The 20,724-nt window shown below is 74.0% G+C and carries 16 protein-coding genes; 4 read left to right on the forward strand and 12 right to left on the reverse strand.

The annotated features are described in order from the left end of the window. Positions 1–41: 41 nt before the first annotated feature. On the reverse strand, positions 42–2,489 hold the full coding sequence (locus tag ACFYON_RS14125; protein ID WP_354865598.1) for a DNA translocase FtsK 4TM domain-containing protein: 2,448 nt from the start codon (positions 2,487–2,489) through the stop codon (positions 42–44). Between the two features lie 113 nt (positions 2,490–2,602). On the opposite strand from ACFYON_RS14125, the gene ACFYON_RS14130 reads away from it, so the two are divergent. Together ACFYON_RS14130 and ACFYON_RS14135 are read left to right on the forward strand one after the other, a co-directional pair. Then, on the forward strand, positions 2,603–3,082 hold the full coding sequence (locus ACFYON_RS14130; protein WP_354865599.1) for a YbjN domain-containing protein: 480 nt from the start codon (positions 2,603–2,605) through the stop codon (positions 3,080–3,082). Then, positions 3,079–4,725, forward strand: a complete 1,647-nt coding sequence (locus ACFYON_RS14135; protein ID WP_355047383.1) for a YbjN domain-containing protein — start codon at positions 3,079–3,081, stop codon at positions 4,723–4,725. Before ACFYON_RS14130 ends, ACFYON_RS14135 begins: the two co-directional genes overlap by 4 nt. A gap of 88 nt (positions 4,726–4,813) precedes the next feature. Here the strand turns inward: ACFYON_RS14135 and ACFYON_RS14140 are convergent, their stop codons facing one another. The 6 genes from ACFYON_RS14140 to ACFYON_RS14165 form a co-directional block, all read right to left on the reverse strand. After that, positions 4,814–6,364: a S1 family peptidase gene (locus ACFYON_RS14140; RefSeq protein ID WP_355047384.1), complete on the reverse strand. Its 1,551-nt coding sequence runs from the start codon at positions 6,362–6,364 to the stop codon at positions 4,814–4,816. Between the two features lie 174 nt (positions 6,365–6,538). Beyond that, positions 6,539–8,227 (reverse strand): ribonuclease J, encoded by a 1,689-nt coding sequence (locus ACFYON_RS14145; RefSeq protein ID WP_354865605.1) that lies wholly within the window; start codon positions 8,225–8,227, stop codon positions 6,539–6,541. A 51-nt stretch (positions 8,228–8,278) separates the two neighbouring features. Then, a complete protein-coding gene (gene dapA / locus ACFYON_RS14150) occupies positions 8,279–9,205 on the reverse strand; it encodes a 4-hydroxy-tetrahydrodipicolinate synthase (protein ID WP_387320785.1) in 927 nt (308 codons plus the stop codon). Between the two features lie 52 nt (positions 9,206–9,257). Further along, positions 9,258–9,995, reverse strand: coding sequence for an FAD-dependent thymidylate synthase (thyX, locus tag ACFYON_RS14155; RefSeq protein ID WP_120573916.1), 738 nt, complete (start codon positions 9,993–9,995; stop codon positions 9,258–9,260). 101 nt (positions 9,996–10,096) lie between these two features. Then, entirely contained in the window at positions 10,097–10,708 is a 612-nt protein-coding gene (locus ACFYON_RS14160) for a DUF2752 domain-containing protein (protein ID WP_354865608.1), read from the reverse strand. Continuing rightward, entirely contained in the window at positions 10,698–11,927 is a 1,230-nt protein-coding gene (locus ACFYON_RS14165; protein WP_355047385.1) for a DNA glycosylase AlkZ-like family protein, read from the reverse strand. Before ACFYON_RS14165 ends, ACFYON_RS14160 begins: the two co-directional genes overlap by 11 nt. 79 nt (positions 11,928–12,006) lie before the next feature. On the opposite strand from ACFYON_RS14165, the gene ACFYON_RS14170 reads away from it, so the two are divergent. Next, on the forward strand, positions 12,007–12,552 hold the full coding sequence (locus tag ACFYON_RS14170) for a GNAT family N-acetyltransferase (protein WP_354865611.1): 546 nt from the start codon (positions 12,007–12,009) through the stop codon (positions 12,550–12,552). On the opposite strand, the gene ACFYON_RS14175 is transcribed toward ACFYON_RS14170, so the two are convergent. After that, positions 12,457–13,761: a glycosyltransferase family 87 protein gene (locus ACFYON_RS14175; protein ID WP_354865613.1), complete on the reverse strand. Its 1,305-nt coding sequence runs from the start codon at positions 13,759–13,761 to the stop codon at positions 12,457–12,459. The genes ACFYON_RS14170 and ACFYON_RS14175 overlap by 96 nt on opposite strands. Before the next feature lie 35 nt (positions 13,762–13,796). On the opposite strand from ACFYON_RS14175, the gene ACFYON_RS14180 reads away from it, so the two are divergent. After that, positions 13,797–14,396 (forward strand): GNAT family N-acetyltransferase, encoded by a 600-nt coding sequence (locus tag ACFYON_RS14180; RefSeq protein ID WP_354865614.1) that lies wholly within the window; start codon positions 13,797–13,799, stop codon positions 14,394–14,396. Here ACFYON_RS14180 and ACFYON_RS14185 read toward each other — a convergent pair. From ACFYON_RS14185 to ACFYON_RS14200, 4 genes are all read right to left on the reverse strand, one after another. Then, the gene (locus tag ACFYON_RS14185; protein ID WP_354865616.1) at positions 14,387–14,857 is read right to left on the reverse strand and encodes a GNAT family N-acetyltransferase; all 471 of its coding nucleotides are present in this window, start codon (positions 14,855–14,857) and stop codon (positions 14,387–14,389) included. The two genes, ACFYON_RS14180 and ACFYON_RS14185, sit on opposite strands and share 10 nt — an antisense overlap. 76 nt (positions 14,858–14,933) lie before the next feature. Next, complete coding sequence (gene dapB / locus ACFYON_RS14190) at positions 14,934–15,707, reverse strand: 4-hydroxy-tetrahydrodipicolinate reductase (protein ID WP_387320787.1); 774 nt, start codon at positions 15,705–15,707, stop codon at positions 14,934–14,936. A gap of 61 nt (positions 15,708–15,768) precedes the next feature. Next, entirely contained in the window at positions 15,769–20,250 is a 4,482-nt protein-coding gene (locus ACFYON_RS14195) for a hypothetical protein (RefSeq protein ID WP_354865620.1), read from the reverse strand. Then, on the reverse strand, positions 20,243–20,698 hold the full coding sequence (locus ACFYON_RS14200) for a hypothetical protein (RefSeq protein WP_354865622.1): 456 nt from the start codon (positions 20,696–20,698) through the stop codon (positions 20,243–20,245). Before ACFYON_RS14200 ends, ACFYON_RS14195 begins: the two co-directional genes overlap by 8 nt. Positions 20,699–20,724: the final 26 nt, after the last annotated feature.

Consider the following 20,724-nt stretch of genomic DNA (forward strand, 5'->3'; position numbering starts at 1 on the left):
ACCACCGGAAGGTGGGGCCGCCGTCGTGCGTTACGGGGCCGTCAGTCCCCGTCGCCGCGCAGGCCCGCCAGGACCTCCTCCAGCTCGTCCGGCTTGACCAGCACGTCGCGGGCCTTGGAGCCCTCGGACGGGCCGACCACGCCCCGGGTCTCCATCAGGTCCATCAACCGGCCCGCCTTGGCGAAGCCGACCCGCAGCTTGCGCTGAAGCATCGAGGTCGAGCCGAACTGCGAGGTGACCACCAGCTCGACCGCCTGCACGAGCAGGTCCAGGTCGTCGCCGATGTCCTCGTCGATCTTCTTCTTGCTGTCCTGCGCCGGGGCGAGCACGTCCGGACGGAACTCCGGCTCGCGCTGGTCCTTGCAGAACTTCACCACGTCGGCGATCTCGCGCTCGGTGACCCAGGCGCCCTGGATGCGCTGCGGCTTGGACGCGCCCATCGGCAGGAACAGGCCGTCGCCGCGGCCGAGCAGCTTCTCCGCGCCGGGCTGGTCCAGGATGACCCGCGAGTCGGCGAGCGACGAGGTGGCGAACGCGAGCCGGGACGGCACGTTCGCCTTGATCAGGCCGGTCACCACGTCGACCGAGGGCCGCTGGGTCGCCAGCACCAGGTGGATGCCGGCGGCCCGGGCGAGCTGGGTGATCCGGACGATGGAGTCCTCCACGTCGCGCGGCGCGACCATCATCAGGTCGGCCAGCTCGTCCACGATCACCAGCAGGTACGGGTACGGCCGCATCTCCCGCTCGCTGCCCGGCGGCGCCTTGATCTCGCCGTTGCGCACCTTGCGGTTGAAGTCGTCGATGTGCCGGACCCCGTTGGCGGCGAGGTCGTCGTAGCGCATGTCCATCTCGCGGACGACCCACTCCAGCGAGTCGGCCGCCTTCTTCGGGTTGGTCACGATCGGCGTGACCAGGTGCGGGATGCCCTCGTAGCCGGTCATCTCGACCCGCTTCGGGTCGATCAGCAGCAGCCGCACCTCGTCCGGCGTGGCCCGGGTGAGGATGGACACCAGCAGCGAGTTGAGGCAGGACGACTTGCCCGCGCCGGTGGCGCCCGCGATCAGGATGTGCGGCATCTTCGCGAGGTTGGCCACCACGTAGCCGCCCTCGATGTCCTTGCCGAGCGCCGCCACCATCGGGTGGTGGTCGCTCGTCGCCTCGCGGGAGCGCAGCACGTCACCGAGCGACACGTTCTCCGGGTCGGTGTTCGGGATCTCCACACCGACCGCGCTCTTGCCCGGGATCGGGCTGAGGATCCGCACGTCCGGCGACTTCACCGCGTACGCGATGTTGCGGGACAGCTGGGTGATCCGCTCGACCTTGACGCCCGGGCCCAGCTCCACCTCGTACCGGGTGACTGTCGGGCCCCGGGTGAAGCCGGTGACCGCGGCGTCCACGTCGAACTGCTCGAAGACGCCGGTCAGCGCCGCGATCACCTCGTCGTTGGCCTTGCTGCGGGTCTTCGGCTTGGCGCCGCCGCCGAGCAGGTTCGCGGGCGGCAGCGTGTAGTCGCCGGCCAGCCCGGTGAGCGCGAGCTGCTCGGCGCGGGTGGGCAGCGGCGAGTGCTCCGGCGGCTCCACCGGCTTGCGGTTCGCCGGCACCTTCGGCGGCTTGCGCGGCAGCACCAGGGTCTCCTGGAGGTCCACGCCGGCCAGCTCGTCGTCCGGGTCCAGCGGCTCCAGCGGCGGCGGCATCCGCTTCGCCGGCCGCTTGCGGGCCGGTTTCACCGGCGCCTCGTCCTCGGCGAACTCCTCGTCGTCGTCCACCCCGGCCGGGTCGGCGCGCAGGCCGAGCCGCTCCGGGATCTTGTTGATCGGCGTCGCGGTGACCACGAGCAGGCCGAACACCAGCAGCAGGAGCAGCAGCGGCATGGCCACCCAGGCGGTCACCGCCGACTTCAGCAGGTCGCCCACGCCCGCGCCGATCAGGCCACCCGCGAAGTCGCGCTGGACCTCGTCGACCGGGTTCTGCCCGATGTGCAGCATCGAGGCGGTGGCCAGCATCATCGAGCCCCAGCCGACCAGGCCCCGACCGCGATGCTCGGGGTCGGCCGGAGTCCGCATCAGCCGCCACGCGCCGACCATGAACAGCACCGGCAGGATTATCGAGATGGCGCCGATGAACAGGCGCACGGTGTCGGCCAGGTGCCGGCCCACCGGGCCGGCGCCGCCGCCCCAGATGCCCACCGCACTGAGGATGGCCAGGCCGAACAGCAGCAGCCCGGCGCCGTCGCGGCGGTGCTCCGGATCCAGCTCCCGGGTGGACGCGCCCGCGGCCCGGAACGTCCAGCCGACAGTGTGGGCAAGTCCCATCCAGACGGCGCCCACGGCCCGGCCGACGAACGCGGCCGGGCTCGGCCCGGCGGCCGGGCGCCGCCGTGCCGTCTTCCGCGCCGCCGCCTTCTTCGCCGGCTGACGGGCGCGGTTGTTCGTGTTGCCACGCGGCGACGCGCCGCGCCGCCGGCTCGCCTGAGAGGTACGGCCCGCCATAGAGTCACGGTAACGGCGACACCCGGTGGATCGCCGCTTTTCCGGGTCGTGTCCGCGCGTCGCAGCACGGGTCGGACCGTCGTTTGTGTTATTCGCCTCAGAAGGGATGCCCGATGGCGTCGCCGGAGATCGAGGACGGTCCGGACGGCCCGCTGGCCGGACACCCGCAGGAACTGCGCCCGCTGACCGGCGAGCTGATCGCCGCCGTGCTGGGCCACCGGGGGTACGCGGTGGCCGAGGAACCGGACGGCGCGCTCGTGGGCCGCTGGGAGCGGAACCTGATCTGGTTCCACCGCCGGGGCGAGGCCGGCGAGCTTCTTCAGGTGCGCACGGTCGTGGCGCGCCACTTCGGCATCGAGCGGGTGCCCGAGCTGCACGCCTTCTGCAACACGTGGAACCACGACCGGCTCTGGCCGAAGGCGTACGTGCACGTCGCCGACGACGGGTCGGCACAGGTGTGCGGCGAGGTCACCGCCGACCTGGAGCGCGGGGTGACGCCGCACCAGCTCGACCGGCTCGTCGACTGTGGCGTGACCACCGGGTGCCAGCTCGCCGCCGCCGTCGACGAGCTGGCCGGCGGGACGCTCCGGTGACCACGGCACGCGACCGGGGACTGGCCGCCGCGCTCGACGACGCCCGGGACCGGCCCGACGGCGCCGAGCGCTGCGCCGAGCTGGAACGGATCGCGTCGCGGGCGGACGCCACCGGCGATCCGCGTACCGCCCTGTCGGCGCGGTTCGCGCTGGTCGAGGCGTACCTGCACCGGGGCGAGCGGTGGCGCGCGGTGGAGCCGGTCCGGCGGATGCGGGCCACGCTGGCCCGGCACCCCGGGCTGCTGGACGCCCGCCCCGAGGAGCTGACCCGGTTGCGCCGGCACCAGCGGCACGCGGTGGAGGCGTCGTTCGGCACCCCCCGGGTGGGCCTGGACCAGGCCCGGTCCCTGTTGGACGCGCTCGCCGACGAGCTGGGCGAGGACGCCGCCCCGGTGGCGGAGCTGCGCTGCCGGCTCGCCGACCACCTCGGCGACGAGCCTGCGGCCCGGCGTGCGTACGAGCGCTGGTCGGCGGCGGACGCCACGGACCCGGTGGGCGGCTGTCCGGGGTGCGCCCCGGCCCGGCGGGCCGAACTCCTGGCCGGCTGGGGCGAGCCGGAGGCGGCTCTGGCGGCGCTGGCGCCGGCGCTGGCCGGTTGGGTCGAGCCGCAGACGGCGCCGACCCGGCGGGGCGAGCGGGAGGCAGCGCTGGCCGGGGCGGCGACCTGCACCGACCAGCCCGAACGGGCGCTCGCGGTGGGGCTGCTGCCCTGGCTGCGTACCGGAGCGGTGACGCGGGCGGCCCGGGCACACGTCCACGCGTATCGCCGGCACCGGGGCGAGCGGACCGCGTTCCCGCTGCTCGCCGCGCATCTGCGCTTCTGCGCGCTGGGCGGCTACCTGCATCGCGGGCTGGAGATTCTGACCGAGCAACTGCCCGAGTTGGACCGCCCGGCCGACGACCTGTCCGCGATGGAGTTCGCCGCGGCGGGCGCGCTGCTGTGCGGCCTGGCCACCGAGGCCGGGCTGGGCGGGCGGCGGATCCACCGCCCCGGGCACGGCTCCCGGCCCGCCGCCGAGGTGGACGTGGCGACGCTGGGTACGCAGTTGCAAGCGCTGGCGACGGCGCTCGCCGGCAGCTTCGACGCCCGCAACGGCACCGGGCACCAGTCCGGCCGGATCGCCTCCTGGCTGGCCGAGCGGCCGCTCGCCGCGCCGGTGTCGCTGGCCGCCGAGAGCGAGTTCGACGAGGAGCCGGAAACTGATCCGGCCGAGCCCGGCCCGCCCGGCCCGGAGGAACCGGCCCCGCTGGACGCGGCGCTGCTCGCCGCCGCGCTCGCCGCCCGGGGCGAGCCGTACACGGTGGAGCCGGACGGCACGCTCGCCGGGCGGTGGGGCGAGGCCACGATCCAGTTCCGCCGGCTGGGGCGGCGGGGCGACGTGCTGCACGCCCGGGTGGTGGCGCAGCGGCGGCTGCCGGCCGAGCGGCGCGCGGAGGCGTACGCGTTCTGCAACGCCTGGAACCACGATCGGCTGCTGCCCGCCGCGTACGTGCACGAACCCGGCGACGGAATGCTGGTGCTGGCCGCGGGCGTCTCCACCGACCTGTCCTGCGGGGTGGCTCCGGCTCAGCTCGTGGTGCTGGTGGCCGCCGCGGTCCGCACCGGCACCGCGTACGCCGACGCGGTCGCCGCGCTGCCCTGAGTGCCCGGCCTGCCGGCGAACCGGCCGGCGCGGCGCGGCCCCCGACCACCGGGCGGTGGTGATCGGGGGCCGCGGTCTGGTGCGGCGGTCAGCGGGCGGAGAACGCCAGCGTGTACTCGCCGGAGCCGGACAACCCGACGACGCGGTACCGGTAGGCGCCGGCCGGGGTCTCGGCGGTCAGCCGGGCCGTGCCGTCGGCGGAGGTCGTGCGAGCCACGGTGCGGAACGCGCCGCCGGTGAAGCGTTGCAGTTCCAGCACCACCCGGGCGCCGTCCGGCGCGGCCAGGCACGCCTCCTGGGTGCCGTCCGGCACCCGGAAGAAGCGCCCGTCCGGCTGGATCTGGGCCCGTCCGGCGGCGATCCGGCCGGTCCGGCTGACCTGGCCGGAGCAGTCGGTGTCGCCGGCCGGCGGGGTGGGCTCGGCGGTCACCGGCGGGGTGGTCTCGCCGCCGCCCGCCGGTGGCTGCGTGGGCGCGGGCTGGTCACCGGCGGTGACCAGCGTCAGGTTGTTGCGCTGGAGAATCTCGTTGACCGGCTGGAAGAACGTGGTGCCGCCGCGTGTGCAGTCGCCCGAGCCCCCGGAGGTGACGCCCTGCGCCTGATCACCGGAGAGCCACGCGCCGCCGGAGTCACCCGGCTCGGCGCAGACGTTCGTGCGGGTCAGCCCGGTCACCGTCCCCTGGGGGTAGTTGACTGTGGCGTTCTTCGCCTGGACCAGGCCGCAGCGGGTGCCGGTGGTGGAGCCGGACCGGCAGATCGACGCGCCGACCGGCGCCTCGGTGGAGCCGTTCACCGCCACCGTGCCGCCGCCGTTGAAGTCGGTCACCACGCCCAGCGGCGTCCAGTCGGCGTTGGCGCGGACGAATGCCCAGTCGTCGCCGGGGAACGAGGAGGCCGCGAACGTGCCCTGGGCGACCCGGTTGGATCCGGTGGTGCGATCCCCCGGCTGTCCGCAGTGCCCGGCGGTGACGAACCCGCCGACCACCGAGAAGCCGACCGAGCAGCGGCCCGCATTGTTGATCAGGTAGGCGTCTCCGCCGCGCACGTCGAACAGCGGACGCGGCGCCTCGTCGGCGGTACGCACCCGGATCATCGCGGTCTTCGATCCGGCGGCAGCGGCGAACCGGCGACCGTCGGCCTCCGCGCCCGGCCGGGCGATCACGGCCACCGCGTTGTCGGTGACGTCGACGTACCAGCCGGCGACGTCGGGGCTGGCGTCGGCGCCCGCCGCGTCCAGCCGGGTCTTCACCGCGTCCAGCTCGGCGACGCCCCGGGCGACCCGCTTCGGGACCGCGCCCGCGGCCCGTACCCGCGCCTCGCCGGCCGCGTCGGCCACCGCCACGGTGAGCGTGGCGCCGTCCGCGCTGAGCCAGCTCCCGCCGTAGCCGGCGCCGAGTTCGCCGCGCAGCCGGGTGACGGCGCCGGCCGCCCACCGCTCGGTCCGCAGCCGCTTCACCGCCTGGTCGCGGGTCAGCGCGAGGTCGCGGCCCATCGCGTCCAGGACCTCCGGCGCGACGCCGTCGGCCGCCGGGGCGGCCCGCCGGGGTTCCTCACCGGCGAACGACGGCAGGGTCACCGCCGCCGTCAACCCGGCCGCCGCCACCACTACGCCGATGGCTGTCATCCGTCTGCGGTCCATCCGCCACGCTCCTCCCGACCGGCGCAGGGGCACGCCGGCCGTCGGGAGGTACGGAGACGGACGCCGATCGGATGAGTACGCGCGGCAGGTTTCGACGCGCCGTGTCGGGGCGTACCCGGAATGCGACGACGCCGGCCCACCGCGGACGGTGGACCGGCGTGCGGCGCGGTCGGGTCAGACCTCGACGACGGTCGGGACGATCATGGGCCGACGGCGGTACGCGTCGTTGACCCAGCGCCCCACCGTGCGGCGGACGATCTGCTGGAGCTGGTGCGGGTCGGTGATGCCGTCCGCGGCGGCCCGGTTCAGCGCCTCGGTGATCAGCGGGATCACGGGGTTGAACGCCCCCGGGTCCTCGGAGAAGCCCTTCGCCGAGACGGTCGGCCCGGCGACCACCTTGCCGGTGACCGAGTCGACCACGACTGTGGTCGCGATGAAACCACCGTCGCCGAGGATCCGCCGCTCGGTGAGCAGCGACTCGCTGACGTCGCCGACGGCGAGACCGTCGACGTAGACGTACCGGCTCTTCACCCGCCCGACCACGCTGGCGCGGCCCTCGACCAGGTCGACCACGTCGCCGTCCTCGCAGAGCACGACCCGGTCCGGCGCGACGCCGGACTCGATGCCGAGCCGGGCGTGCGCCCGCAGGTGCCGCCACTCGCCGTGCACCGGCATCAGGTTGCTCGGGCGTACGACGTTGAGCAGGTAGAGCAGCTCCCCGGCCGGGGCGTGGCCGGAGACGTGCACCTTCGCCACGTCCTTGTGCACCACCACGGCGCCGGCGCGAGCCAGCCGGTTGATCACCCGGTAGACCGACGTCTCGTTGCCCGGCACCAGCGACGACGCCAGCACCACGGTGTCGCCCGGCGCGATGGTGATGTGCCGGTGGTCGCCGCTGGCCATCCGGCCCAGCGCGCTCATCGGCTCGCCCTGCGAACCGGTGGACATCAGCACGATCTGCTCGGGCGGCAGGTTGGTGGCCTCCTCGATGCCGACCACCAGGCCCGACGGGATGTTGAGCAGGCCCAGGTCGCGGGCGATGCCCATGTTGCGGACCATGGACCGGCCGATCAGGGCCACCTTGCGGCCGTGCTCGGCCGCAGAGTCGAAGACCTGCTGCACCCGGTGCACGTGCGAGGCGAACGAGGCGACGATGATCCGCCCCTTCGCCTTGGCGAAGATCGAGTCCAGGACCGGCCCGATCTCCCGCTCCGGCGTGACGAACCCGGGGATCTCCGCGTTCGTCGAGTCGGACAGCAGCAGGTCGACGCCCTCGGCGCCGAGCCGGGCGAACCCGGCCAGGTCGGTGATCCGCCCGTCCAGCGGGAGCTGGTCCATCTTGAAGTCGCCGGTGTGCAGCACCAGACCGGCCGGGGTACGGATGGCCACCGCCAGCGCGTCCGGGATCGAGTGGTTCACCGCGAAGAACTCGCACTCGAACGGGCCCAGCCGTTCCCGGCCGCCCTCCCGCACGGTCAGCGTGTACGGCTGGATCCGCCGCTCGGCCAGCTTCGCCTCGACCAGCGCGAGCGTGAACTGGGAGCCGACGAGCGGGATGTCCGGCTTGTGGGCGAGCAGGTACGGCACGGCGCCGATGTGGTCCTCGTGGCCGTGCGTGAGCACGATCGCTTGCACGTCGGCCAGCCGGTCCAGGATCGGACCGAAGTCGGGCAGGATCAGATCCACGCCCGGCTGCTCGACGTCGGGGAAGAGCACCCCGCAGTCGACGATGAGCAGCTTGCCGTCGTACTCGAAGACGGTCATGTTCCGGCCGATGGCGCCGAGTCCGCCGAGCGGGATGATCCGCAGGCCGCCCTCGGGCAGCGGCGGGGGCAGCTCACCCTCGATGTGCGCCTCGGTCACGCGTCACCTCATTCTGCGACGCCGTCGCGCGGCGTCCGTCGTCTCGTTTGGTCATTCGGGCAGGGGCAGGCCCGCCGCGGCGCAGTCGGCGCGCAGCTGGGCCAGTTCGTCGCCGGTGGCGTCGACGAGCGGCGGTCGCACCGGACCGGCCGGGCGGCCCTGGGCCGCGAGGCCGGCCTTCACCAGGATCGTGCCCTGGGTCCGGAAGATACCGGTGTAGAGCGGCAGCAACTGCCGGTGCAGCGTGAGCGCGGCGGCGTTGTCGCCCGCCTCGAACGCCTCGATCATCCGCTTGGTCAGCGCACCGGTGAAGTGGGTGGAGGTGCCGACCACGCCGACCGCGCCGACCGACAACATCGGCAGGGTGAGCGCGTCCTCGCCGCTGTAGTAGGCCAGGTCGGTGCGGCTGAGCACCTCGGCGGTGGCGAACAGGTCGCCCTTGGCGTCCTTCACCGCGACGATCCGGCCGTGCTCGGCCAGCTTCACCAGCGTCTCGGTGGCGATCGCCACACCCGCGCGGTGCGGGATGTCGTAGAGCATGACCGGCAGGCCGGTGGCGTCCGCGACAGTGGTGAAGTGACGCAGCAGCCCGGCCTGCGGCGGCTTGTTGTAGTAGGGCGTGACCACCAGCAAGCCGTGCGCGCCGGCCTTCTCGGCCTGCGCGGCCAGCTCGACCGTGCGCCGGGTGTCGTTGGTGCCCACCCCGGCGACGATCCGGGCCCGGTCGCCGACCGCCTCGACCACGGCGCGGATCAGCGACTCCTTCTCCGCCTCGGTGGTGGTCGGGGACTCGCCGGTGGTGCCGTTGAGCACCAGCGCGTCGTTGCCCTGCTCGTCCACGAGGTATTCGGCCAGCCGGGCGGCGCCGTCCAGGTCCAGCCCGCCATCCGGCGCGAACGGGGTCACCATGGCCGTCATCACTCGCCCGAACGGGCGGGACGCGCCCCGGCTCGGGTCGGTGGAGTGGTCGTGCGTCATGCTCACAACCTAGCGGACGACCGCCGGTGGCCCGGCGGCGAAGGGCGACGAGTCACTCGGCGTGCGGCGACGCTGCCACCTCGGTGCCGTCGGGCAGAGTGGAGATCACGAAGTCGGCGAAGACGTTCGGCGCGACACCCTTGAGCTGGCGCAGGCACTCCACCGCCAGCTCGCGGATCTCCACGTCGGCGTGCTCCGTGGCGCGCATCTTCACGAAGTGCCGCCAGGCCCGGTAGTTGCCGGTCACCACGATCCGCGTCTCGGTGGCGTTGGGCAGCACCGCCCGCGCCGCCTGGCGGGCCTGCTTGCGGCGCAGCGTCGGGTTGGGCTCGTCGGTGAAGCGGGCCTCCAGCCCCTCCAGCAACTCGGTGTACGCCCGCACCGCCGCGTCGGTGGCCTCGACGAACTTCTTGTGCAGCTCCGGGTCGTCGGCGATCACCGACGGCTCGACCATCGCCGCGTCCCGCTCGGGCACGTAGCGCTGGGACAGCTGCGAGTAGGAGAAGTGCCGGTGCCGGATCAGCTCGTGCGTGAAGGACCGGGAGACGCCGCTGAAGTAGAAGCTCACCGAGCCGTGCTCCAGCACGCTCAGGTGGCCGACCTCCAGGATGTGCGCCAGGTAGCCGGCGTTCGTGGCGGTCGCCGGGTTCGGCTTCTTCCAGCTCTGGTAGCAGGCCCGGCCGGCGAACTCGGCGAGCGCCTGCCCGCCGTCGGCGTCGGTGGACCAGGGCACCTCTTCCGGCGCCTGGAACTGGGTCCACGCGATCAACTTGACCTGGGGCTGAACCATCTCCGGCATTCCTGCGACTGTAGTGGCCCCGCCCCTCGCCGCGGAAATCGGCCACGCGGCCGACCACCCGCCTTCCACCAGGCTTCGTGGGCGGCGGGAGGTCAGACGTAGAGCGAGGTGAAGGGGGCCCACGGGAGGTTGCGGACGACCGAGAAGACCGCCCAGGCGGCCATGAACACGCCGATGACCTTGGGGCTGAACTGCGCCTCGGGCAGCTTCCAGCCGAACGCCCGGTTGCCGGCCCAGGCCACGAAGAGCCAGGTCAGGAACGGCAGCGCGAAGACGAAAAGGAAGTGGTGCCGGGCCGCAGCGGGCAGGTCGCCGTGCAGCACGTACCAGAGGGCGCGGGTGCCGCCGCAGCCCGGGCAGTCCAGACCGGTGGTGAGCTTGAGCAGGCAGGACGGCGGGGCGTCCGGGTCGCTCCGGGTCGGGTCGCTGATCATCGCGTACGCGATGCCGACGCCGACGCAGCCGAGCGCGGCGAGCGGCACCGCCCAGCGCGGGGCGCGGGCGTGCAGGCGCAGCACCATCCGGGTGAACCGGTCGGCCTCGACCGGCTGGTACGCCACCGGGTAACCCCCCGGCCACGACCCGTCGGGAGCGTGCGGGCCGTGCGGGTGCGACAGGTGCGGGTGCGGATCGGTGTCCGGGCGCGTGTGCGGGTCGGGCGCGGTGGCAGGCCGGTCAACGCTCGTCACGCGCTCACCGTACACCCGCCAGGCCTGCCAGCGCGGCGGCCAGCGGCCCCGCCAGGTCGCCCGCGACGGGCGGGGCGACCGCGTCCAGGCCGAGCCAGCCGGCCAGCCGGTACAGCTCGGCGGCGAGCGCCACGGCGGTCTCCCCCGGGTCGGCGCCCGGCTCGACCCAGGCGGCCGGCACCAGCAGCACCCCGGCCTTCCGGTCGGCCTTGAGGTCGACCCGGGCGGTGAAGCGCTCGCCCTGGCGGAACGGCAGCACGTAGTAGCCGTAGACGCGCTGGGGCGCCGGCACGTAGATCTCGATCCGGTACGTGAAGCCGAACAGCCGCTCGGTGCGCGCCCGTTCCCAGACCAACGGGTCGAACGGGCTCACCAGCGTGTTGCCGCGTACCCACCGGGGCAGCCGGGCGTCGGCGTGCAGGTAGGCGGGCTGCCGCCAGCCCTGCACCGTGACCGGGGTCAGCTCGCCCGCCTCGACCAGCTCGGCCACCGCGCGTCGCGCCCCGGCGACCGGAAGCCGGAAGTAGTCGCGCAGCTCCGGCTCGGCGGCGACACCGAGCGAACGGGCGGCCATCGACACGAGCGTGCGGTGCGCCTCGGCGTCGGCCGGGGTGGGCGCGTCCAGCACGGCGGCCGGAAGCACCCGCTCGGGCAGGTCGTAGCGGCGGGCGAACGAGTTGGTGCGGCCGGCGGCGGTGACCTCGCCGGCCCAGAAGAGGAACTCCAACGCCCTCTTCACCGCCGACCAGTTCCAGCCCCAGTTGCCGGTCTCCCGGGGCGCGTCGTGCTCGATCTCGGCGGCGGTCAGCGGACCCCGGGCGGCCACCTCGTCGCGGACCCAGGCGACCAGCTCGGGCTGCTCCTCGGCGATCCGGCGCATCCCGCCCCACGCCTCGTCGCGGGCCTTCGCCATCCGCCAGCGCAGCACCGGGTGCAGCCCGACCGGCACCAGCGACGCCTCGTGCGCCCAGTACTCGAAAAGCTCGCGGGGGCGGCGGTAGGCGGCGGTGTCGAGCAGGGTCGTCGGGTAGGGCCCGAGCCGGCTGTAGAGCGGCAGGTAGTGCGCCCGCTGGAGCACGTTCACCGAGTCCATCTGGATCAGCCCGACCCGGTCGAGGACCCGGCGCAGGTGCCGCCGGGTGGGCACGCCGGCAGGCGCCGGGTCGGTGAAACCCTGGGCGGCCAGGGCGATCCGGCGGGCCTGGGCGAGGGAGAGCGATTCCGGTACGGCCATCGTCGGCGACCCTAATCCAGCGGTACGACACCGGGAGCGGCGACTGGACCGATCGCCCGTCGGGGCATAGAACGGACAGGTGTTCACCATCCGTCGGGAGGAGCCGGACGACGCCGAGGCGATCGCCCGGGTGCACGTCCACGGCTGGCAGGCCGGTTACGCCGGGATCATGCCCGCGGAGGTGCTGAGCCGGCTGAACCCGCGCGCCTGGGCGCAGCGCCGCCGCGACCTCGGCACCGCCGACCCGGAGCACCCGTTCACCACGCTGGTCGCCGAGGACGACGGGGTGATGGTCGGGTTCACCACGTTCGGGCCGTACCGGAACAACCAGGACCGCGGCGACCTCGACCCGGCGCACGGCGAGCTGGTCGCCATCTACCTGGAGCCGGCGCACTGGGGCTCGGGCGCCGCCCGGACGCTGCTCGCGGCGGCCCGCGACGGCCTGGCCGAGCGGGGCTGGACGGCGTACCGGCTGTGGGTGCTGGCCGACAACACCCGGGCCCGCCGCTTCTACGAGCGGACCGGGCACTCACCTGACGGGGACGAGTCCACCTACGCGGTGCCGTTGCACGGTGGACGCGCCCCGATCCTGCTCCGCGAGTTGCGGTACACCGCCGGAGGCTGACCCGGCCGGGACGTCCACGCCCCGCCGCTCACCGCCGGCCGGCGTGAGCCAGCGGCGGATCGGCAGCCCGAGCAGCAGTGCCAGGCTGATCCACACGTACGTGTTGCTGCCGAGGAAGCCGTCCACGCCGGAGAAGTCCTTCTCCCAGGACCAGACGATCCGGCTGCACAGCAGCGCGTACCCGATCACCGCGGCGGCCAGCAGCAGGCGGCGCCGGCGGCTGCGCGCGGGCGCCGCCATGCCGTTGTCGACGAGCAGGATCAGACCCGGCAGCAGCCAGACCAGGTGGTGCACCCAGGTGACCGGGCTGACCAGGCACATCACCGCGCCGGTGAGGGCCAGGCCGGTGGCCTCGTCGCCGGCGGCCACCGCCGCCCGCGACCGCCACGCCCACACCACGAGCGTCAGGAGTACGAGCACCAGCCAGGCGATCGTGCTCGGATGCTGCGGGTCGAGCCGGGCGACCACCCCGCGCAGCGACTGGTTGGAGACGAACGCCAGCTCACCGACCCGGTCGGTGTTCCACAGCGCCTCGGTCCAGAACTCCCGGGAGGCGTCGGGGAAGAAACCGGCCGCCACGAGCGTGGCGACGGCGGCCGCGCCGACGGTGGTCAGCGCGGCCCGCCAGCGGCCGGTGACCAGCAGGTAGACGATGAAGATGCCGGGTGTCAGCTTGATCGCGGTGGCCAGGCCGATGCCCACGCCCGCCCAGCGGCTGCGCGCCGGCAGCAGCCACAGCAGGTCCACCGCCACCAGGAACAGCAGCAGCATGTTGACCTGGCCGAAGTTGACCGTCTCGCGCATCGGCTCGTACGCGGCGGCCAGGCAGAGCGCGACCGCGAGCGCGAACCAACGGGTCCAGCCGGACCGGCGGGCCACCGGGTCCAGCAGCCGCCAGATGACCACGGCGCTCGTCAGCACCGTGGCGGTCACGCTCACCACGATCGCCGCGACCCACGGCAGGTACGCCATGGGCAGCATCACCAGCGCGGCGAACGGCGGATACGTGAAGCCGTACTGGGTGCCGGGGCGCAGGAAGTCGTAGATCTCCCCGCCGTCACGCGCCCAGTACGTCAGCGCGCCGTAGTAGACCTGCAGGTCGAAGAAGCCGTGCCGGACCGCCGCCACGGAGAGGAACACGGTGACCGCCGCGGCGAGCGCGGCCACGGCGACGACCTGCGTGATCGTCCGCCCGGCACCCTGCGCCACAGTCACCCTCCTCGCCCTGCGTAGGCTCACGTGCCATGGCTGCAGGCTACGTCCGGCCCGCGCGTCCCGAGGACGCCGGCGAGATCGCACGCATCCAGCTCGCGACCTGGCGGCTCGCGTACCGCCGGATCCTGCCACGGCACGTGCTCGACAACCTCGACGAGGCGTACCTCGCGCGGCGGTGGAACGCGGCGGTGCAGGAGCCGCCCTCGGGCGCGCACCGGGTGCTGGTCGCCGTCGAACAGGCGGCGCAATCCTATCTGGTGGGGTTCGTCGCCTCCGGTCCGGCCGATTCCGACGCGCTCGCCCCGGACGAGCCGGCCGAGGCGCTCGGATCGGACGTCGCGGCGGTGACCGACCTGCTGATCGAGCCCCGGTGGGGGCGGCGCGGGCACGGCAGCCGGCTGCTCGCCGCGGCCGTCGAGCACTGGCGCGGCGACGGTCTGACCCGGGCGGTGGCGTGGGCGTTCGACGCCGACACGGCGACCCGCAACTTCCTCGGCTCGACCGGCTGGGAGCCGGACGGCGCGACCCGCGCGCTGGACGTGGACGACATGCTGGTCCCCCAGCTCCGCCTCCACGTAGCCGTCTCGGAGGAAGACCTTCCGCCACAGCCCGGTGGCGATCACCCCTGAGGGGGGAGTTCGGCTACCAGCTCGTCGTCCTCGACCGCGCCTGTGGGGTGGAAACCCAGGGACGTGTAGAGAGCGGCGGCGGGCTTGTTGTCGGGGTGGTAGCTGAGGCGGATCGGCTCGCCGGCCTCGGCGAGCCAGTCGGTGAGCGTCCGCACGGTGGCACGGCCCAGCCCTCGGCCCTGCTCGGCGGCGTCGATCACCATTCCGCCGATCCAGCGCGACCCGTCGTCGTCCACTCCCCACATGACGTGGCCGACGACCGTCTCGTCGGCGTAGACGGCCAGCGAGTTCCAGACGTCCGAGCGCATGGTCAGCAGCAGGTAGCGGGCGGCCAGCGCGGCCACGAAGGCACGCTGGTCGTCGCGCGGGGCGACGTCCGCCACGGCCCGCCAGTTGTCGTCGTCCACCGGCCGCAGCGTCACCCGGCGGCCGGCGCGGTCGGAGTGTCCGGAATCGATCATGGAAAGCAGCCTAGGTCCACACCGCCGAGCAGGCCAAACGGTTTCCGGCAGCGGGCCGGGGGCACGCCGCGCGGGTTCAGTCGAGCAGGGCGTCCAGGCCGACCGTGAGACCGGGGCGGCGGGCCACCTCCCGGACCGCGAGCAGCACGCCGGGCATGAAGGACACCCGGTCGTACGAGTCGTGCCGGATGGTCAGCGTCTCGCCCGTGGTGCCGAACAGCACCTCCTGGTGGGCGACCAGGCCGGTGGCGCGCACCGCGTGCACGCGTACCCCGTCGATGTCGGCGCCGCGCGCGCCCGCCACCTCGTCGCGGGTGGCGTCCGGCGCGGGCCCCAGGCCGGCGTCGCCGCGGGCCGCGGCGATCAGCCGGGCGGTGTGGGTGGCGGTGCCGCTCGGCGCGTCCAGCTTGCGCGGGTGGTGCTGCTCGACGATCTCGACCGACTCGAAGTAGCGGGCGGCGCGCGCCGCGAACTGCATCATCAGCACCGCGCCGATGCCGAAGTTCGGGGCGATCACCACGCCCACGCCGGGACGGCCGGCCAGCCATTCGCGCACCTGGTCGAGCCGCTGCCCGGTGAAGCCGGTGGTGCCGACCACCGCGTGCACGCCGTTCTCGACGCACCAGCGCAGGTTGTCCATGACCGCGTCGGGGGTGGTGAAGTCGACGACCACCTCGGCGCCCGCCTGGGCCACCGCGTCCAGGTCGTCACCCTGGTCGACGGCCGCCACCAGCTCCAGGTCGGCGGCGGAGTCGACCGCCTTGCAGACCTCCATGCCCATCCGGCCCCGGGCGCCCAGCACACCGACCCGGGCCGCCTCGGCCGGGCCCTTCTCCCGCACGTCAGTCACGCGGCACAACCTATCCCAATCGGGACGCCCGGCTTCCGGCGGACCGGACCGTGACGCCCGGTCAGGGGCAGGGGGCGCGACGGTCCAACGTGCCGAAGTAGCGCCGCCACTCCTCGCCGGCGAGCTGGGCCGGCGGAACCTCGCACAGCTGTCGGTAGACCCGGTCCGGGTCGAGATCCCAGACGGCGGACACACCGCCGGGGGCGAGAATTCGCGTTCGCCCGAGCGGAAGCGACGCCAGGGCCGCGCCGCCGTCGGGGGTGAACTCCGCGAAGGTGCCCGGCACCGTGGCGAAGGCGGTGAAGATCGAACCAGGATCGGCACGGCGCCAGAGCACGAAGCTGTTCCCTTCGAAGCCACTGCTGGTGGCGACCAGCGTCCGGCCGTCCGGGGTCACGTCGAGGGCGCGACGCAACGAGTCGGCGGCGAGTGCCGGGCCCTCCTGCGGGCGCGCGAGATCGCGAATGTCCCAGGACCGCACACCACCGGCCGACCCGACCGCCAGGGTGTCCGGATCCGTGACCATCACCTCGCCGAACGTGTCGTCCATCGGAATGTCACCCCGCTGTCCCGGATGGTAGGGATCGGTGAGGTCCCACAGCCGGGTACGCGGCCTGCTCCCGGCCTCCCGCACGCTGGTGAACGCCACATGCCGGCTGTCCTCGTAGAGCAATCGACCGCCGGCTGCCGCCCCGGGCAGGACGCCGGCCGATGCCGGCCGGGCCGGGTCCGCGACATCCCAGAGCCGGATGTCGTCCTCGCCCCAAACGCTCAGGGTTCGCTCGTCGAGGAACCACAGCCCCTGCACCGGCTCGGTGGCCACGAAGCGGGCGCGCTCCGCCGGAGCCCTCGGGTCACCGACGTCCAGCAGCAACACCGTACGATCACGCTTGTCTGCCAAGGCGAGGTGACGGCCGTCCCGGCTGGCCACGACGAGGAGGTCGGCTCCCGGCGCGCCGGGCCAGCGCAGATCGGCGGCCGGCATCGGGTGGTGGGGATCAGCGAGGTCCCACAGCCGGTAGCCGGTGCGTTGGCGGTTTCGGCTGATCACGGTCCGGTCGTCGGGCAGAAACACCGCGTTGGGCCAGTCGGCCGGCAGTTCTGCCAGCGGTGCCGGCGGTCGCGCGGTGAGATCCCAGAGCCGGGCACCGGTCTGTTCGTCCGCGCCTGCGGCAACCAATGCGTAGCTGCCGTCGAAGCCGACGGCTTCGCCCGGTACCGGGGCACCGACCGGGTCGACATATCCGTCGAGGGCCGGGACGGCTGAGGACCAGACCCGGATCGTGCCCTCGTCATCGCCGTCGGCCAGTCCCCTCCCGTCCGGGCGGAACGCGACCGCCCGGACGGGCACCGGGCCCGGCAGGCTGTCCAGCTGGCTCACCGACTCGTTGTTCCCCCGCTCGACGCGCCACAGTCGCGCTCCGCCGGCGCTGCTCGCGCTGGCGAACAGTTGGCCGTCCGAGCGGAAGGAGAGCGAGAAGATGTCGCCGATGGCCGGATTGCCGACGCCCTCCGCCTGCACCACTCGGGGCCGGGCCGGGTTCGCGACGTCCCACACGTTCGTCACACCCCCGGCCCCGGCGGCGGCCAGCACGGCCCCCACCGGGCTGAATGCCACTGAGATGGCGGTGCGCACGGGCAGGGCGGCCCGCCGGACCGGCCGCCCTGGGTCCTGGACATCCCAGAGGGTGACCAGGCCACCCTCGGTTTTACCGTCCTCGATCTGGTGTGCCACGGCGAGCGTACGGCCGTCCGGGCTGAACGTCACGCCCTGCAGGCCGCTGGCGCCGATCACCCGTTCGACCGCCAGGCGCGGGTGACCCGGCTCCCGGACATCCCACAGCCGCAGCGTGCCGCGGGCCCCGACGGTGGCCAGCGTTCGCCCGTCCGGTGCGAAGGCGGCCGCGTAGGTCGGCGTCCCGCGGGTGCCCAACATCTTCAGCGGTTCCGGGTGCGCCGGGTCGGCGATGTTCCAGAACCCGAGCGTGTCGACCGACGCGCCGGCCAGCAGCCGGCCGACCGGGCTGACCGCCACCACCGTGTTCTGCTCCCGCTCGATCGTCGCCCGGGCGGCTGGACGCCGGGGCTCGGTGACGTCCCACAGCCGGATCCGGTGGTCGGCGCCGGAGCTGACCAGTGTGCGACCGTCCCGTGTGTACGCCAGGTTGAAGACCGGCTTGTCATGACCGGCCAGCAGTTGCGGACGCGGATCGGCGTACGCGGCGTAGAGCGCCTGGCGCGCCTCCGCCGTGGGTGCGGTGCGGTAGGCGGTGAGGCTGAGCGAGAAGGCTTCCTCCGGACGGCTCTCCCGCATCGCGTTTGCCTGCGCCGCCAGCCGACGCGAGTCGATCTGGGCGTCGAGCCGCTGCGCCCGGGCCCGCTGCTGCCCCGCCACCACGGTGCCGGCGCCAGCCAACAGCACCAGCACGGCCAGCAGCGCGGCGATTCCCCGACGCAGAAGCTGGAGTCGCAGGCTGCGGGCCAGGAACTCGCGTTCCACCCGACCCAACCGGGGCATCTCATCGTCGGGCAACGCCCGACGGACCACGGTCAGTCGCGCTCCGGAGAGCAGATCGCCGCGGTCCCGCCCGCCGGCCACCCACGCCGCCGTCGAGTCGACGATCTGCTGCCGGGCGACGAGCCGGGCCCGGTCCTCGTTGATCCAGGTGCGCAGCCGGGGCCACGCGGTAAGCAGGATCTCGTGGCTGATCCGCACCACCCCGTCCGGGTCGATGCCGACAAGCCGGTGCGCGGCGAGCCGCTCCAGCACCACCTCGGCCGCGGCGACGAAGTCCCCGAGCAGCTCGGCGCGGGGCACCGGCCGGGCCGCGTCGATTCCGTCAGCGCCCACCCGCACCAGGTGAAGCAGGAGGCGACGCGCGGTGACCCGTGCCGCATCGTCGAGCCCCTCGTACGTCTCGTCGGCGGTCTTCGCCACGGCGCCGGTGAGACCGCCGCTGCGGCGGTAACCGCTCACGCTGAGCCGGTTGCCCACCCGCAGACGCCACGTCTCGAAGAGCACGTGCGACAGCAGCGGCAGCGCACCCGGCTCGGGGCCGCGTGGACTCCCCGCGCCCAGCTCGTGCAGGAGCAACTCGGCCAGCCCGTCGCCCAGTTCGAGGCCGGCCCGGCCGGCGGGCCCCTCGATCGTCCGGCGCAATTCGACGCCGCTCATCGGCCCGACCACCACCCGCGGGCCGGTGAGCAGCCCGGCGAAGGCCGGCTCCTCGCTTGCCGGCCCGTAGAAGTCGGCGCGCAGCGCGGCCACCACCACGGCCCGGGGCGAGCCGTCCGGCCGGGGCGCGGCCAACGCGGCGAGACCGTCCAGGAACGCGGCCCGCGCGGCCCGGTCCGCGCCCAGCGTGAACAACTCTTCCATCTGGTCGACGACCACCAGCGACGGCTGGCCGGGGGTGAGCCCGTCGAGCAGCTCGGCGATGCTCTCCGGCGGGCCGTCCGGCGCCGCCCCGACGACCCGGAACAGTGCCGCCACCGGATCACGTCCCGGAGTGACGACCGAGCGGACCACCGGCCAGATCCGGCCGCCGCCGGCGGTCGGCAGGCCGTCGCGGCGGACCGTGGCGATCATCCCGGCGTGCAGCAACGAGGTCTTGCCACTGCCGGACGGGCCGAGCACCAGCATCGGCGCCGAGTCGGCGAGCCGACGGCCGGCCTGTCGCACCAGCTCGGCGGAGATCTCCTCCCGCCCGAAGAAGTCCCGCTCGTCCTCCTCGCGGTAGGGCTGGAGGCTGCGCCACGGGCTCGGTCCGGGCGACGGCGGCTCCGACTCGTCGGCGTCCGGCGGATCGGGCCGGCGGGCCGGATTGTCCGCGAGGACCAGACGGCCGGCGTTGCCGGCGTCGTGCCGGCGGGGCAACGGGCCGCCCCGCGCCCGCAGGACACGGAAGAGATGGTGGTAGGAGTCGTCGAGGGTCAGCATCGGGCCGGCTTCCGGATCGCCCTCCTCGAGGAAACGGAGAAACTCACCGGTGAAGGCGGTGTGTTGCCGGCGTGAGTCGACCGAGGCGAGTTGCTCGGCCGAGCTGAGCAGGTAGACACCGTGCACCGGCGCCAGTTCGCCGAGCGGGTCGGGCGGCGGCGCGGTCAGCCGGGCCCGGCCGGAGTAGCAGCAGTCGAGAACCACCACGACCGACGGCGCCCGGCACGTGCCCAGCGCCTCCCTCAGATCCGACAACGCGTAAGCCTGGTGTGCGGCGAGCCCGGGGACCAGCCGGTCGGTGCTGGAGGCGGCGAGGTACAGCTCGCCACCCGGTCCTCGAAGGCCGTGACCGACATACCAGATCAAGAGCGCGCTCTCGGCCTCCTGCGCGGACGTGCTCACAGCTTGGGCGACGGTGAGCACGTCCGGCGGGTCGATCACCAACGTCAACTGAGCGGCCGGGACGCCGCAGCGGGCGGTCAGGCGGTCGGCGAGTGCCTCGGCGGTGCGACCTGCCGCTGGGACCGACGGCAGGCCCTCGCCGTGGTGCGTGGCCGTGCCGATCACCAGGACACGGACGCCGCGCCCCGCCAGGTCAGCCATGGGTGGCAGCCGGGCGACCCGCCGCGTCTCCGTCGGGTGCCGCGCCGACGGCCGGCCCACCCGTCCCCGCCCCCTGGGGCAGGGCGGCCAGCACCCGGTCCAGCTCGGCCCGTAGCTGCGGCTCGGTGAGGGCCCGGACCTGGTCGGCCTCCAGCCGCACGCGCGTCCCGTCGGGCAGCTCGACCTCGACCCGCACCGCGCCGGTCCGGTGCCGGATCCAGGTGACCAGGGCGGTGGCGAGGGCGGTCGCCACGCTGCCGGGCGCGAGCGCGACGAGCAGGGCGTCCAGCACCGGCCCCAGCGCCCCGGGTGGTGGTGGCGACTCGACCGGCGTGACGCGGCCGCGCAGTTCCGGGGTGCCGGCGAGCCATTCCTCGAGCGATTCGAGCTCGGTGAGCCGGTCGCCACTGCCCGTCACGATCCGTACGTCCACCAGGACCCCCGCCACTCGTACTCCTGAGTGACGGGAGTCTA

This window comes from Micromonospora sp. NPDC005686 (genome assembly GCF_042871665.1).
In the GTDB taxonomy this organism is placed as follows: domain Bacteria; phylum Actinomycetota; class Actinomycetes; order Mycobacteriales; family Micromonosporaceae; genus Micromonospora.

Coding starts and splice junctions, on each gene's coding strand:
- ACFYON_RS14195 (WP_354865620.1), bottom strand. CDS start 20,250: ATGGCTGACCTGGCGGGGCGCGGCGTCCGTGTCCTGGTGATCGGCACG.
- ACFYON_RS14140 (WP_355047384.1), bottom strand. CDS start 6,364: ATGGACCGCAGACGGATGACAGCCATCGGCGTAGTGGTGGCGGCGGCC.
- dapA (WP_387320785.1), bottom strand. CDS start 9,205: ATGACGCACGACCACTCCACCGACCCGAGCCGGGGCGCGTCCCGCCCG.
- ACFYON_RS14180 (WP_354865614.1), top strand. CDS start 13,797: ATGGCTGCAGGCTACGTCCGGCCCGCGCGTCCCGAGGACGCCGGCGAG.
- ACFYON_RS14165 (WP_355047385.1), bottom strand. CDS start 11,927: ATGGCCGTACCGGAATCGCTCTCCCTCGCCCAGGCCCGCCGGATCGCC.
- ACFYON_RS14125 (WP_354865598.1), bottom strand. CDS start 2,489: ATGGCGGGCCGTACCTCTCAGGCGAGCCGGCGGCGCGGCGCGTCGCCG.
- thyX (WP_120573916.1), bottom strand. CDS start 9,995: ATGGTTCAGCCCCAGGTCAAGTTGATCGCGTGGACCCAGTTCCAGGCG.
- ACFYON_RS14185 (WP_354865616.1), bottom strand. CDS start 14,857: ATGATCGATTCCGGACACTCCGACCGCGCCGGCCGCCGGGTGACGCTG.
- ACFYON_RS14130 (WP_354865599.1), top strand. CDS start 2,603: ATGGCGTCGCCGGAGATCGAGGACGGTCCGGACGGCCCGCTGGCCGGA.